This window comes from Pseudomonas cavernae, from assembly GCF_003595175.1.
Taxonomy (GTDB): Bacteria; Pseudomonadota; Gammaproteobacteria; order Pseudomonadales; family Pseudomonadaceae; genus Aquipseudomonas; species Aquipseudomonas cavernae.
The window spans coordinates 4,521,345-4,536,215 of record NZ_CP032419.1; the positions used below are offsets into that span (position 1 = coordinate 4,521,345).

Annotated in this window: 12 protein-coding genes; 9 read left to right on the forward strand and 3 right to left on the reverse strand. The window is 66.5% G+C overall.

What is annotated here, in order from left to right:
• Positions 1–21: 21 nt before the first annotated feature.
• From D3880_RS20520 to rpmE, 3 genes are read right to left on the reverse strand one after another with little or no spacing between them, the layout of a single operon-like run.
• On the reverse strand, positions 22–1,461 hold the full coding sequence (locus D3880_RS20520; RefSeq protein ID WP_119895265.1) for a M48 family metalloprotease: 1,440 nt from the start codon (positions 1,459–1,461) through the stop codon (positions 22–24).
• Entirely contained in the window at positions 1,458–2,258 is an 801-nt protein-coding gene (locus D3880_RS20525) for a thermonuclease family protein (RefSeq protein ID WP_119895266.1), read from the reverse strand. The genes D3880_RS20520 and D3880_RS20525 overlap by 4 nt, the downstream gene beginning before the upstream one ends.
• A gap of 23 nt (positions 2,259–2,281) precedes the next feature.
• Entirely contained in the window at positions 2,282–2,494 is a 213-nt protein-coding gene (gene rpmE, locus D3880_RS20530; RefSeq protein WP_119895267.1) for a 50S ribosomal protein L31, read from the reverse strand.
• 167 nt (positions 2,495–2,661) lie between these two features.
• On the opposite strand from rpmE, the gene D3880_RS20535 reads away from it, so the two are divergent.
• From D3880_RS20535 to phaC (D3880_RS20575), 9 genes are all read left to right on the forward strand, one after another.
• Complete coding sequence (locus D3880_RS20535; protein ID WP_476644154.1) at positions 2,662–4,896, forward strand: primosomal protein N'; 2,235 nt, start codon at positions 2,662–2,664, stop codon at positions 4,894–4,896.
• Between the two features lie 108 nt (positions 4,897–5,004).
• Positions 5,005–6,747, forward strand: a complete 1,743-nt coding sequence (gene argS, locus D3880_RS20540) for an arginine--tRNA ligase (protein ID WP_119895269.1) — start codon at positions 5,005–5,007, stop codon at positions 6,745–6,747.
• A 6-nt stretch (positions 6,748–6,753) separates the two neighbouring features.
• Entirely contained in the window at positions 6,754–7,434 is a 681-nt protein-coding gene (locus D3880_RS20545; RefSeq protein WP_119895270.1) for an SPOR domain-containing protein, read from the forward strand.
• Positions 7,435–7,585: 151 nt separating this feature from the next.
• Complete coding sequence (gene hslV / locus D3880_RS20550; protein WP_119895271.1) at positions 7,586–8,116, forward strand: ATP-dependent protease subunit HslV; 531 nt, start codon at positions 7,586–7,588, stop codon at positions 8,114–8,116.
• A gap of 71 nt (positions 8,117–8,187) precedes the next feature.
• Positions 8,188–9,525: an ATP-dependent protease ATPase subunit HslU gene (gene hslU / locus D3880_RS20555; protein ID WP_119895272.1), complete on the forward strand. Its 1,338-nt coding sequence runs from the start codon at positions 8,188–8,190 to the stop codon at positions 9,523–9,525.
• A 61-nt stretch (positions 9,526–9,586) separates the two neighbouring features.
• Positions 9,587–9,961, forward strand: a complete 375-nt coding sequence (locus D3880_RS20560) for a gamma-butyrobetaine hydroxylase family protein (RefSeq protein ID WP_119895273.1) — start codon at positions 9,587–9,589, stop codon at positions 9,959–9,961.
• A gap of 259 nt (positions 9,962–10,220) precedes the next feature.
• Positions 10,221–11,903: a class II poly(R)-hydroxyalkanoic acid synthase gene (gene phaC / locus D3880_RS20565; RefSeq protein ID WP_119895274.1), complete on the forward strand. Its 1,683-nt coding sequence runs from the start codon at positions 10,221–10,223 to the stop codon at positions 11,901–11,903.
• Positions 11,904–12,064: 161 nt separating this feature from the next.
• Complete coding sequence (gene phaZ / locus D3880_RS20570) at positions 12,065–12,922, forward strand: poly(3-hydroxyalkanoate) depolymerase (protein WP_119895275.1); 858 nt, start codon at positions 12,065–12,067, stop codon at positions 12,920–12,922.
• Positions 12,923–13,114: 192 nt separating this feature from the next.
• Complete coding sequence (phaC, locus tag D3880_RS20575; protein WP_119895276.1) at positions 13,115–14,797, forward strand: class II poly(R)-hydroxyalkanoic acid synthase; 1,683 nt, start codon at positions 13,115–13,117, stop codon at positions 14,795–14,797.
• Positions 14,798–14,871 lie beyond the last annotated feature (74 nt).

The following is a 14,871-nucleotide window of genomic DNA, read 5'->3' on the forward strand; positions in this document are numbered from 1 at the left end:
TTGTCCGACAAGTCAATCCTTCTAATGAACTACTTTCAACCAGTCTCCAGGCGATGGTTGACCGCTTGGATACTGGTGATTGAGCAGGCGCAGATTGGCCTCGGCATCGCGGGATAACGGGCTGTCCTTGGCCAGTTCGGCGAAGCTCTGACCGGCCTTGGCACGCACCAATTGCAGGCGCATCGGCTGGGCCAGTTTGCGCTCATCGGCAGTCAGCGGATGAAAGCTCTTGATGGTCTGTAGGAACTGATCATCCACGCCTTCCAGCGAAGCGCCCCCCTTCACCGCCGCGACGAAGAGGAAGGCCTTGCTGTCCTTGAAGATCACCGCGACACGCTTGGCCGGCCGCCCCGGGATGACCCCGGTGTAGCCCTGCAGCCCTGCCTGCTGCAGCGGCTCCGCTTGTGCCAAGCGTTGGCCGCCGAGACGGGCCTGGAGAAACGCCTCCGGCGTGTCCTTGGCGCGATCCAGTTGCATGGCGATCAAAGCCTGGCGATCGGCGCTCACAGCGATCAGCGCCTCGGGACGATTATCCATGGACCAACCCTGCGGAGCGCTAAGAGTGAAACCCAGGCCGGCATGGTAGAAACTCTGCCCGCGGCGCACGCCGGTGGCTTCCGAGTCGCCGAACGGCAAGCCCTGCAGATGCTGAAGGAACACCTCGCGATTGGTTTGCTGGCCGCCAGCGCCGGCCAGCGCACGCGCCGGCCCGACCGCTTGCTGCAGGCGCCGGTCGTTGTCCGGATGGGTATCGAACACGCCGTGATAACCGCTGGTCGGCACCGCCTGGCCGCGCCTGGTCGCCTGATCGCGGGCAAAGTCCTCCTGGCTCTTCAGCACCTTGACCACCTCGACCATCGCCTGCGGATCGTAGCCGCTGCGCGCCAGGTATTGCGCACCGAGGCTGTCGGCCTGCAATTCCATGTCGCGGCCGTAACCGCGCACCATCGCGGTGCCGAGCACATTGGTCAGATCACCGGCGGCACCGACCCCGGTACCGATCGCCACCGCCTGACCGAGCATACCCCAGGCCATCGACTGGCTCTGCTGCTGCACGCCGTGCCGTGCCGTGACGTGGCCGACCTCATGACCGAGCACCGCAGCCAATTCGGCTTCGGAATTGAGGTAGGCGAGCAGCCCGCGATGGATATAGATGTAGCCACCAGGCAGGGCGAAGGCATTGATGTCGGCGCTATCGATCACCGTGAATTGATACTTCAGGTTATCGCGATGACTATACCGGGCGACACGTTCACCAACCTGCTGCACGTAGGCTTGCAGTTTCTCGTCGGCGTAACGCGGGTATTCCTTGCCGATGTCCTGACTGGCGCGACGACCGAGGTCGAGCTCCTGCTGCTCGCTCATCATCACGAAATTGCTTTCGCCGGTGGCGGGATTGGTCGCGCAGCCGGCCAGCGTCGCGGCCAACAGCACCAGCAGCACAAGGAACTGCAGCTTCATGGCAACACCTCGAGCATCGCCGCATCGGTCAAAGGCAGCATCCAGCGTGCCTGCCCAGGTTTTACGCCGCCGCGCCGAGCGCGGTCAATCACCCAGCCGCGCGCCTCGATACGCCGCCCACTCAGCGCCTGCAGCGCCGGCAGGTCGAAACGCGTCAGCTGCTTGGGCGCAATATGCAGCACCAGCGGCCCGTCCAGCTCCAGCCACAGACCGCCGCGATTACGCTCGATCCCAACCACCCGAGCGCGGATCAAAGCGAAGCCGCCAGCCTGCAGCTGCTGCGGACTCTGCACCGGCGCCTGCCGCCACAGCCCGCGCCCGGCCTGCCGCGCTTCGGCCTCGGCGGCGTGCTGGCAAACCACCAGCGCGGTATTCGGCGCCACCGCCACCTGATAGCCGAGCCCAGCCGCCAACAGTTCGGCCTCCAGGTTACGCCCACGTGCGTCGTAAGCGTGCGCCAGGATGCGGCCGTAGTGATCTTTGGCCTGTTGGCCGAGGCGCAGGCCGACCCGATTATCGTTGGCCGCCACCAGTTCCTGCAGACGCCGACGCGCCGTTTCGGCAAATGGCTCGGTGGAACGCCCTTGATGCGCCAGCTCGGGTGCATTCAGACCGATCAAGCGCACGCTGCGGCCATCTTCGAGCTTCAGAGTGTCGCCGTCGACCACCCGCTGCACCTTGAAGCTCGGCAGTTGGCCCGGCAGCGGACAGCCTGCTTGGGCCAGCGGAAGCCAAGCGACAGAAACGAAAAAGGCGCCCACCAGGGACGCCTTTTTCACTTGCGCGGGAAAACCCATAGGGCCTTCGCGGGGCAGTCGGCTTATTTGCTGCCGAACACACCGAAGCGCTGCTTGAAGCGGTCGATACGGCCGCCGGTGTCGAGCATCTTCTGCTTGCCGGTGTAGAACGGGTGGCACTCGGAGCAGACGTCGAGGCTCAGGTTCTTGCCCAGGGTGGAGCGGGTCTTGATCACGTTACCGCAGCTGCAGGTAGCTTCGATCGCGACGTAATTCGGATGGATATCGGCTTTCATGGTGCATTCCTCAGGACTGGCATGCCGCCACTCGACACCATTGTCGGGTACCGCACGCAATTAGGCGGCGGATAATACCAGAGCGCCGCGACGACGCAAGCAGGGCGCAGCGCCGGTCGTCGCGCATCACCATGCTAAGATCGCGCGGTCCCCTCTGGAGCCCTCGCGTGTCCGACGCCCATTCGCCCGACGTCATCCTGCGCCTCGCCCTGCCCTCGCCGCTGCGCCGCCTGTTCGACTACCGCGCCCCGCCCGGAGTGGCGCGCGCGCAGCTGCAGCCGGGCATGCGCCTGCGCGTGCCGTTCGGCCGCCGCGAGCTGATCGGCATCCTGATCGAGGTCAGTGACCGCAGCGAGGTGCCGGCCGCCAAACTCAAGCCGGCGCTGGAACTGCTCGACGCCCGCGCGCCGTTGCCGCCGGCGCTGTTCAAGCTGTGCCTGTGGACCGCGCAGTATTACCAGCACAGCCTCGGTGACACCCTCAGCTGGGCGCTGCCGGTGCTACTGCGCCAGGGCGAGCCGGCGGAAGCGCGGCAGGAACGCTTCTGGCACCTGGCCGCGGGCGCCAGCCTCGACGACCCGCGCCTCGCCCGCGCGCCACGCCAGCGCCAAGCCCTGGCGACCATCGCCCAGCATCCGCACGGCGTCGCCCAGCAACTGCTCAGCCAGCTGCAGCTCAACCGCGACAGCCTGGAGCTGCTGCGCGAGAAGGGTCTGGTGCACATCGAGGTGCGCCGCCACGCCAGCAGCGAGCGGCCCACGCGCTGGCTGGCGCAGCCGGAACTGCCGCTCAACCCGGAGCAGAGCGCCGCGGCCGAGGCGGTACGGGCCGGCTTCGGGCGCTTCCATGCCTTCCTCCTCGCCGGGGTGACCGGCAGCGGCAAGACCGAGGTCTATCTGCAGCTGATCCGCGAGACCCTGGAGGCAGGCAAGCAGGCGCTGGTGCTGATCCCCGAGATCAACCTCGGCCCGCAGACCCTGGCGCGCTTCGAAAAGCGCTTCAACGCGCGCATCGCCCTGCTGCATTCCAACGTCAACGACCGCGAACGCCTGGACGCCTGGCTGGCGGCGCGCGACGGCGAGGCCGACATCATCATCGGTACCCGCTCGGCGCTGTTCACGCCGATGCAAAGGCCCGGGTTGATCATCATCGACGAGGAACACGACGCCTCCTATAAACAGCAGGAAGGCCTGCGCTACCACGCCCGCGACCTGGCCCTGGTGCGCGCGCGGCAGGACAACGTGCCGATCCTGCTCGGCTCGGCCACGCCGTCGCTGGAGAGCCTGCACAATGCCCACAACGGCCGCTACGCCCTGCTCAAACTGACCCAGCGCGCCGGCGGCGCCCAGCAGCCGCGCTTCCTGCGCCTGGACGTGAAGAGCCGGCCGCTCGACTCGGGGCTCTCCGGGCCGATGCAGCAGGCGATCGCCCAGACCCTGGCGGCCGGCCAGCAGGTGCTGGTGTTCCTCAACCGCCGCGGCTTCGCTCCGACCCTGCTGTGCCACGACTGCGGCTGGCTGTCCGGCTGCCCGCGCTGCGATGCGCGGATGACCGTGCACCAGCGCAGCAACGAATTACGCTGCCATCACTGCGGTCACGTCGAAGCGCGCCCGCACAGCTGCCCGAAGTGCCAGCGCCTCGACCTGCGCCCGGTCGGCGCCGGCACCGAGCGCGCCGAAGAACGCCTGGGCATCCTCTTCCCCGACTACCCGGTGCTGCGCGTCGACCGCGACAGCACCTCGCGCAAGGAGGCGATGGCCCAGCTGTTCGCCACCATCCAGCGCGGCGAACCGTGCATCCTGATCGGCACGCAGATGCTCGCCAAGGGCCACCACTTTCCACGCGTCACCCTGGTGGCGATCCTCGATGCCGACGGCGGCCTGTTCTCCGCCGACTTCCGCGCCAGCGAGCGCATGGCCCAGCTGATCGTCCAAGTCGCCGGGCGCGCCGGGCGCGCCGAGGAGCCGGGCAAGGTGATCATCCAGACCCACCTGGCCGAGCATCCGTTATTGGTGCAGCTGACCGAGCAGGGCTACTTCGCCTTCGCCGAGCAGGCCCTAGCCGAACGCCGCAGTGCCGGCCTGCCGCCCTTCGCCCACCTCGCCCTGCTGCGCGCCGAGGCGCACAAGCCGGGTCAGGCCGAGGGTTTTCTCGATCAGGCCTGCAGCCTGGCCGAACGGCTGCTGGATGAGCGGCGGCTCGGCGGCATCGAGCTGCTCGGCCCGGTGCCGGCGCCGATGGAACGCCGCGCCGGCCGCTACCGCGCACAGCTGTTGCTGCAGGCCAGCGCCCGCGCGCCGCTGCATCGCCTGCTCGGCGCCTGGCTGCTGGAACTGGAACAACTGCCCAGCGGCCGCGCGGTGCGCTGGTCGCTGGATGTCGACCCGATCGACCTGTTTTAACCCACCGCGGCCGCGCCACAGCGGTTGGCAAGCCCGGAACGGCCACGGATAATGCCCAGTTTTCAACCAGCGCCCAGGCGCCGCCGCCCGCCGGCAGGAAGAACCGACATGAAAGACCTCGTTCGTCAGCTGATCCAGCAAGCACTCACCCGTCTCGCCGAGGACGGCGTGCTGCCGCAGGGGCTCACTCCGGCCATTCAGGTGGAAAACACCAAGGACAAGACCCACGGCGATTTCGCCAGCAACATCGCCCTGATGCTGGCCAAGCCGGCCGGGCTGAAGCCGCGCGAACTGGCCGAGAAGCTGGTCGCCGCGCTGCCGCAGGACGCGCAGATCAGCAAGGTGGAGATCGCCGGCCCGGGCTTCCTCAACTTCTACCAGGACAGCGGTGGCCTCGCCGCGCGCCTGGACGCCGCGTTCGCCGATGCCCTGCTCGGCGTGCGCAAGGCCGGCCCGGCGCAGCGCGTGGTGGTCGACCTGTCCGCGCCGAACCTGGCCAAGGAGATGCACGTCGGCCACCTGCGCTCAACCATCATCGGCGACGGCGTGGCTCGGGTGCTGGAGTTCCTCGGCGACACGGTGATCCGCCAGAACCACGTCGGCGACTGGGGTACCCAGTTCGGCATGCTGCTGGCGTACGGCATGGATCTCCCCAAGGGTTTTAGATCCAAGGAGCTTTCTGACTTAGAAGGTTTCTACCGTGCAGCCAAGCAGCGCTTCGATCAGGAGCCCGAATTTGCTGAGCGTGCGCGCCAGCTCGTAGTGGAACTACAGGCCGGTAAAGAAGCGTGCTTAAGCGTTTGGCGGGAATTCAATGAAACGTCCCTGAGCCATTGCCAAGAGATATACGATCGCCTCGATGTGAACTTGACCAGGGCCGACGTCAAGGGCGAAAGCGCCTATAACGACGACCTCGCCCAGGTCATCGTCGACTTGCAGGCCAAGGGCCTGCTCACCGAGAGCGACGGCGCCCAGTGCGTGTTCATGGACGAGTTCAAGAACGCCGAGGGTAACCCGCTGCCGCTGATCGTGCAGAAGGCCGGCGGCGGCTACCTGTACGCCACCACCGACCTGGCCGCCATGCGCTACCGTGCCAACGTGCTGCACGCTGACCGCGTGCTGTACTTCGTCGACCAGCGCCAGGCCCTGCACTTCCAGATGGTCTTCGCAGCCGCGCGCCTTGCCGGCTTCGTCCCCGCAACCATGCAACTGGAACACATGGGCTTCGGCACCATGAACGGCGCCGATGGCCGGCCGTTCAAGACCCGCGACGGTGGCACGGTGAAGCTGATCGACCTGCTCGAGGAAGCCGAGACCCGCGCCTACGCCCTGGTCAAGGGCAAGAATCCCGAGTTGGACGACGCCGAGCTGCGGCAGATCGCCCGCGTAGTGGGCATCGCCTCAGTGAAGTACGCCGACCTGTCCAAGCACCGCACCAGCGACTACAGCTTCAACTTCGAGCAGATGCTCAGCTTCGAGGGCAACACCGCGCCCTACCTGCTGTACGCCTATACCCGCGTGGCCAGCGTGTTCCGCAAGCTGGGCAAGGACTTCGCCGAAGCCGACGGGCAGATCGACCTGCAGGCCGCGCAGGAGCTCGAACTGGCCGCCAAGCTGGCGCAATTTGGCGAGGTGCTGGCCAACGTCGCCGAGAAAGGCGTGCCACACCTGCTGTGCACCTACCTGTACGATCTGGCCGGGCTATTCTCCAGCTTCTATGAGCACTGCCCGATTCTTGCCGCCGCCGACCAGGCCACCCAACAGAGCCGCCTGCGTCTGGCCGCACTGACCGGCCGTACCCTCAAGCAAGGCTTGGAACTGCTTGGCCTGGACACCCTGGAACGCATGTAACGGACTATGGCGACCAAGAAAAAACCTGCCCCCAAGCGCGGCGCCAGCCGCTATCAGGCGCCCGCGAAGAAGCCCGTGCCCGGCTGGGTGTGGCTGGCCTGCGGTCTGGCCGTCGGCGCCTTCCTGATGCTGCTGGCCAAGCTCGAGCCGGGCCGCGACGAGGTCAAGCGCAGCAAGCCGGAGACCGCCCAGCAGGCAACGGGTGGCAAACCCGCCGGCAAGCCGGCGCCGGCCACCCCGACCCCGCCGCCGCAGGTGAAGCCGAAGTACGATTTCTACACCCTGCTGCCGGAGTCCGAGGTGATAGTGCCGCCCGAGGCGGTGCCGGAGCAGACACCGCCGGCGCCGACCCCGCAGGAGCTGGCCAAGGCCGACGCCGCGCGCGCCGAGGCGGCGCTCAAGGGCGAAACCCCGCCGCCGCTGCCGGTGGCGGTGAAAGCCGCCAGCACCCAGTACTTTCTCCAGGCCGGCTCGTTCCGCAAGCAGGCCGACGCCGAGAAGGTCCGCGCGCAGATCGCTCTGCTCGGCCAGGCGGTGCAGCTGGAATCCGGCACGGTGCGCGAGGAAACCTGGTACCGCGTGCTGGTCGGCCCGTTCAGCAACCGCGAGCAGCTGACCCAGGCGCAGAAGCAACTGGCCGGCAGCGGCTTCAGCAACTTGTTGCTGCAGCAGCGCCGGAGCCGCTGAGCCCCCGTCGCCGTCTGGATTTCCAGCCGGCGGCAATCCGCTGTTACAGCCATTAGCTCCCACCCGCAGCCTGCCGGTTGAAATGCCGGCAGGACTCCCCCATATGATTCTCCATTAGGGCATTCCGCCCCGCTGCGTGGAGATCCACCCCTTGACCACCATCGTTTCAGTCCGCCGCCAAGGCAAAGTCGTCATGGGCGGCGACGGCCAGGTTTCCCTCGGCAACACCGTGATGAAAGGCAACGCCAAGAAGGTCCGCCGCCTCTACCACGGCCAGGTCATCGCCGGTTTCGCCGGTGCCACCGCGGATGCCTTCACCCTGTTCGAGCGTTTCGAGGGTCAGCTGGAGAAACATCAGGGCCATCTGGTGCGCGCCGCCGTCGAGCTGGCCAAGGAGTGGCGCACCGACCGTTCGCTGAGCCGCCTGGAAGCCATGCTGGCGGTGGCCAACAAGGACGCCTCGCTGATCATCACTGGCAACGGCGACGTGATCGAACCCGAGGACGGCCTGATCGCCATGGGCTCCGGCGGTCCCTATGCCCAGGCCGCGGCTCGCGCCCTGCTGATGCACACCGAATTGCCGGCCCGCGAGATCGCCGAAACCGCGCTGAACATCGCCGGCAGCATCTGCGTGTTCACCAACCAGAATCTGACCCTCGAGGAGCTGGACTGCGTCGAGTGAGGCGCCGTCCACCCTCCTCTGGCGGCTGCGCGCCGACGTTCGCCGCCCCACCTCTTTAGCGAGTCCACGCCATGCCCATGACCCCCCGTGAAATCGTCCACGAACTCAACCGCCACATCATCGGCCAGGACGACGCCAAGCGCGCCGTCGCCATCGCCCTGCGCAACCGCTGGCGGCGCATGCAGCTGCCGGCCGAGCTACGCCAGGAAGTGACGCCGAAGAACATCCTGATGATCGGCCCCACCGGCGTCGGCAAGACCGAAATCGCCCGGCGCCTGGCCAAGCTGGCCAACGCGCCGTTCCTCAAGGTCGAGGCGACCAAGTTCACCGAGGTCGGCTATGTCGGCCGCGACGTCGAATCGATCATCCGCGATCTCGCCGACGCGGCGATCAAGATGCTGCGCGAGCAAGAAATCGTCCGCGTCCGCCACCGCGCCGAAGACGCCGCCGAGGAGCGCCTCCTCGACGCCCTGCTGCCGCCGGCGCGCAGTTTTGGTGACGAAGCCGCACAGAGCAGCGACTCGAACACCCGCCAGCTGTTTCGCAAGCGCCTGCGCGAAGGCCAGCTGGACGACAAGGAAATCGAGATCGAAGTCGCCGAGCACCCAGCCGGCGTCGAGATCATGGCCCCGCCGGGCATGGAGGAGATGACCAACCAGCTGCAGAACCTGTTCGCCAACATGGGCAAGGGTAAGAAGAAGAGCCGCAAGCTCAAGGTCAGTGAGGCCTTCAAGCTGGTGCGCGACGAGGAAGCCGCGCGCCTGGTCAACGAGGAAGAGCTCAAGGCCCGCGCCCTGGAGGCAGTCGAGCAGCAGGGCATCGTGTTCATCGACGAGATCGACAAGGTTGCCAAGCGTGGCAATGTCGGCGGCGCCGATGTGTCCCGCGAGGGCGTGCAACGCGACCTGCTGCCACTGATCGAGGGCTGCACGGTGAACACCAAGCTGGGCATGGTCAAGACCGACCACATCCTGTTCATCGCCTCCGGCGCCTTCCACCTGTCCAAGCCGAGCGACCTGGTGCCGGAGCTGCAGGGCCGCCTGCCGATCCGCGTCGAGCTCAAGGCGCTGTCGCCGGAAGACTTCGAGCGCATCCTCACCGAGCCGCACGCCTCGCTGACCGAGCAGTACAGCGCGCTGCTGCAAACCGAGGGGTTGACCATCGAGTTCGCCGAGGACGCCATCAAGCGCATCGCCGAAATCGCTTGGCAGGTCAACGAGAAGACCGAGAACATCGGCGCACGGCGTCTGCACACGCTGCTCGAGCGCCTGCTCGAAGAGGTCTCGTTCAGCGCCGGCGACCTCGCCGCCCAGCACGACGACAAGCCGATCCGCATCGACGCGGCCTACGTCAACAGCCACCTCGGCGAGTTGGCGCAGGACGAAGACCTGTCGCGCTATATTCTCTAAGGAGTAGCCGCGGCAGGCTGCACACCGAGTGCGTCCTGCCGCCGGCATCGGAGCCCCGCACATGCGCATCCCCAGCGCCATCAAGCTGCACAAAGCGTCCAAGACCCTGACCCTGGAGTACGGCGCCGACGAGCGTTATAACTTGTCCGCCGAGTTCCTCCGCGTGCACTCGCCGTCGGCCGAGGTGCAGGGCCATGGCCAGCCGATCCTGCAGCACGGCAAGCTCGGCGTGGGCCTGAGCAAGATCGAGCCGGCCGGCCAGTACGCACTAAAACTGTGCTTCGACGACGGCCATGACAGCGGGCTGTTCACCTGGGACTACCTCTATCAGCTGGCGCAACGCCAGGAACAGCTGTGGGCCGACTATCTCGACGAACTGGCCAAGGCCGGCAAGTCCCGCGACCCGTCCGAATCGGTGGTCAAGCTGCTGCTCTAACCCGCCGGTTAGGGCGAACTTTCTAAATCCCCTCGGCATACTCTCGCTCGCGCAAGACCGCCCGATCAGCCGGCTTGCGTAAATTCACGGCTCGGGTTACCAAGGTTCTGGCAGGCTCCATGCATTTGCCCAGGCGAATGTAGAGCATGAAGCGGAGCGCCTCCGCCCACCCGGTAACCCGAGCAGTACCAGGCTCCCAGCCCTGTGTCCGCGCACAGCAGCACGCCGGTATTCGTCTCAGGACAATGGAGCGTCGTAGATGAGCAACAAGAACACCGAAGACCTGCAACGCCAAGCCGCCGAGAACACCCTCGGGCTGAACCCGGTAGTTGGCTTGCGCAGCAAGGACATTCTGACTGCTGCCCGCATGGTGTTAACCCAAGCCGTTAAACAACCCATCCACAGCGCCAAGCATGTGGCGCACTTCGGCCTGCAGCTGAAGAACGTCCTGCTCGGCCAGTCCGACCTGCGCCCGGATGAGGGCGACCGCCGCTTCGCCGACCCAGCCTGGAGCCAGAATCCGCTGTATCGCCGCTACCTGCAGACCTACCTGGCCTGGCGCCAGGAGCTGCATGACTGGATCGAGGACAGCAACCTGCCCTCGCAGGACACCCGCCGCGGCCATTTCGTCCTCGATCTGCTCACCGAGGCGATGGCACCGAGCAACAGCATGGCCAACCCGGCGGCGGTCAAGCGCTTCTTCGAAACCGGCGGCAAGAGCCTGCTGGACGGCCTCTCGCACCTGGCCAAGGACCTGGTGAACAACGGCGGCATGCCCAGCCAGGTGAACATGAGCGCCTTCGAGGTCGGCAAGAACCTGGCCCTGACCGAAGGCGCCGTGGTGTTTCGCAACGACCTGCTGGAACTGATCCAGTACCAGCCGAGCACCGAGCAGGTGCACGAGCGGCCGCTGCTGGTGGTGCCGCCGCAAATCAACAAGTTCTACGTCTTCGACCTGTCGCAGGAGAAGAGCCTGGCGCGCTTCAACCTGCGCAACGGCATCCAGACCTTCATCGTCAGCTGGCGCAACCCAACCAAGGCGCAACGCGAGTGGGGCCTGTCGACCTACATCGAGGCGCTGAAGGAAACCATCGAGGTGGTCCTCGCCATCACCGGCAGCAAGGACGTCAACCTGCTCGGCGCCTGCTCCGGCGGCATCACCTGCGCCGCCCTGCTCGGCCACTACGCGGCTATCGGCGAGAATAAGGTCAACGCCATGACCCTGCTGGTCAGCGTGCTCGACACCCAGCTGGATACCTCGGTCGCCCTGTTCGTCGACGAGCAGACCCTGGAAGCGGCCAAGCGCCGCTCCTACCAGGCCGGCGTGCTGGAAGGCAAGGACATGGCCAAGGTGTTCGCCTGGATGCGTCCCAACGACCTGATCTGGAACTATTGGGTCAACAACTACCTGCTCGGCAACGAGCCACCGGTGTTCGACATCCTCTACTGGAACAACGACACCACGCGCCTGCCGGCGACCTTCCACGGCGATCTGATCGAGTTGTTCAAGACCAACCCGCTGACCCGTGCCAATGCCCTCGAGGTGTGCGGCACGCCGATCGACCTCAAGCAGGTGAAGAGCGACATCTACTGTCTGGCCGGGGTCAACGACCACATCACCCCCTGGGAGTCCTGCTACCGCTCGGCGCGGCTGTTCGGCGGCAAGATCGAGTTCGTGCTGTCCAACAGCGGCCACATCCAGAGCATTCTCAACCCGCCGGGCAATCCCAAGGCGCGCTTCATGACCGGCGACAGAGAGCTACCCGCCGACCCCAAGGCCTGGCAGGAAGAGTCGACCAAGCAGCCGGACTCCTGGTGGCTGCACTGGCAGGCCTGGCTGGCCGAGCGCTCGGGCAAGCTGAAAAAATCCCCGAGCGCCCTCGGCAACAAGACTTACCCGGCCGGCGAAGCCGCCCCGGGCACCTACGTGCATGAACGATGAAGACCGAGACCCCAGCAGTGGCGCCGGATAGCGCCACTTACCCAGGCGAGCCCGCCGACACCGCGCCCACGCCGCCACAACAGGCGGCACGGGGCGCCAACAGGACCGGTGCGGGGCGGCGCGGTGGCGCTGCCGCCGCGCCTTCGCAAGGGCCCTCCAGCATGCCGCAACCCTTTGTCTTCCGGACCATCGAGCTCGACGGCCTGAGCATCCGCACCGCCGTGCGGCCGGGCAAACCGCACCTGACGCCGCTGCTGATCTTCAACGGCATCGGCGCCAACCTGGAACTGGTGTTCCCCTTCGTCCAGGCGCTCGACCCCGACCTCGAAGTGATCGCCTTCGACGTCCCCGGGGTCGGCGGCTCCTCGACGCCGAGCACGCCCTACCGTTTCCCCGGCCTGGCCAAGCTGGCCGCGCGCATGCTCGACTACCTGGATATTGGACAAGTCAGCGCCATCGGCGTGTCCTGGGGTGGTGCACTGGCCCAGCAGTTCGCCCACGACTACCCGGAGCGCTGCAAGAAGCTGGTGCTCGCCGCGACTTCGGCCGGCGCCGTGATGGTGCCGGGCAAGCCCAAGGTGCTCTGGCGCATGGCCAGCCCACGCCGCTACATCCAGCCGTCCTATGGCGTGCGCATCGCCGCGGACATCTACGGCGGGGCCTTCCGCCGCGACGCCAGCCTGGCCCTGGCGCACGCCAGCAAGGTGCGCTCCTCGGGCAAGCTCGGCTACTACTGGCAGCTGTTCGCCGGCTTCGGCTGGACCAGCATCCACTGGCTGCACCGGATCCGCCAGCCGACCCTGGTACTGGCCGGCGACGACGACCCGCTGATCCCGCTGATCAACATGCGCCTGCTCGCCTGGCGGATTCCCAACGCCGAACTGCACGTGATCGACGACGGCCATCTGTTCCTCATCACCCGCGCCGAAGCGGTGGCGCCGATCATCATGAAGTTCCTCCAGGAGGAACGCCAACGCGCGGTGATGCACCCGCACCCGGCGCCACTGCGCAGCCATTGAGCAGCGCTGGCGCCTGCACGCACAGGGACGGTGCACGCAGTCGGGATTTGACCCGCCCTGAGCCTCTGTGTAACACCTTCGAAAACTTCGCGCGGCAGTCTGGAATGCTTATCCGGCGAGCATTGGTACAAGCCTTGCTGCTTGCCCCATGACGTTGCTCCTTTTCTGGCTTGATGACGGAGTGTTGTTTCTATGCGCGATAAATCTGCTGCGACTTCCCTGCCCACCCCCGCCACCTTGATGAATGTCCAGAATGCCGTGGTCGGCCTGCGCGGGCGCGATCTATTCTCCACCGTCCGCGGCCTGACCCTGCAGGGTATGCAGCATCCGCTGCGCAACACCAAGCACGCCCTGGCCCTGGGCAAACAGCTCGGCCGCGTGCTGCTCGGCGACACGCCGTACCAGCCCCACCCGAGCGACGCCCGCTTCGCCGATCCGGCCTGGAGCCTCAACCCCTTCTACCGCCGCAGCCTGCAGGCCTACCTGGCCTGGCAGAAACAACTCACGCTATGGATCGACGAGAGCACCCCCAACCCCGACGACCGCGCCCGCGCGCAGTTCATCGCCAGCCTGATCGGTGACGCCCTGGCGCCGTCCAACAGCCCGCTCAACCCGCTGGCGCTCAAGGAGCTGTTCAACAGCGGCGGCGGCAGCCTGATCAAAGGGGCCCGCCACCTGTACGACGACCTGCTGCACAACCACGGCCTACCCAGTCAGGTGAACAAGCAGGCCTTCGAGGTCGGCAAGAACCTCGCCACCACCGCCGGCTCGGTGGTGTTCCGCAACGAGCTACTGGAACTGATCCAATACCGACCGCTGAGCGAGAAGCAATACCTCAAGCCGCTGCTGATCGTGCCGCCGCAGATCAACAAGTTCTACATCTTCGACCTCAGCACCGAGAAGAGCTTCGTCCAGTACGCGCTGAAGAACGGTCTGCAGGTATTCATGGTCAGCTGGCGCAACCCCGATGCGCGGCATCGCGAATGGGGCCTGTCGACCTATGTGCAGGCGCTGGAGGAGGCACTGGACGTGTGCCGCAGCATTACCGCCAGCAAGGATGTGCACCTGCTGGGCGCCTGCGCCGGTGGCCTGACCATGGCCGCGCTGCAGGGCCACCTGCAAGCCAAGCGCCAGCTGCGCAAGGTCGCCAGCGCCACCTATGCGGTGAGCCTGCTGGACTGCCAGATCGACAGCCCGGCAATGCTGTTCGCCGACGAGCAGACCCTCGAGGCAGCCAAGCGTCGCTCCTATCAGCAAGGCGTGCTGGACGGCCGCGACATGGCGCGGATCTTCGCCTGGATGCGCCCCAACGACCTGATCTGGAACTATTGGGTCAACAACTACCTGCTCGGCAAGCAGCCACCGGCGTTCGACATCCTCTACTGGAACAACGACAACACCCGCCTGCCGGCCGCCCTGCACGGCGACCTGCTCGACCTGTTCAAGCACAATCCGCTGACCCATCCCGGCGGCCTGGAGGTGTGCGGCACGCCGATCGACCTGCAGAAGGTCACGGTCGACAGCTTCAGCATCGCCGGCATCAACGACCACATCACCCCCTGGGACGCGGTCTACCGCTCGACCCTGCTGCTCGGCGGCGAACGCCGCTTCGTGCTGTCCAACGCCGGGCATATCCAGGCCATTCTCAACCCGCCGGGCAACCCCAAGGCCAACTTCATCGAGAACGCCAAGCTCAGCGCCGACCCGCGCGCCTGGTACTACGACGCCAAGCAGAGCGCCGGCAGCTGGTGGCCCGAGTGGCTGAACTGGATCCAGGCGCGCGCCGGCGAGCAGCGCGAAACCCAACTGAGCATCGGCAACGCCCGCTACCCGGCGATGGAAGCCGCGCCCGGCACCTATGTGCATGTGCGCTGAACAGCAGTGGCCACGCCTGGTCGGCGGTCATCCGACCAGTTACCTTCTGGCCATCGGCGGCCACCACAAGATCA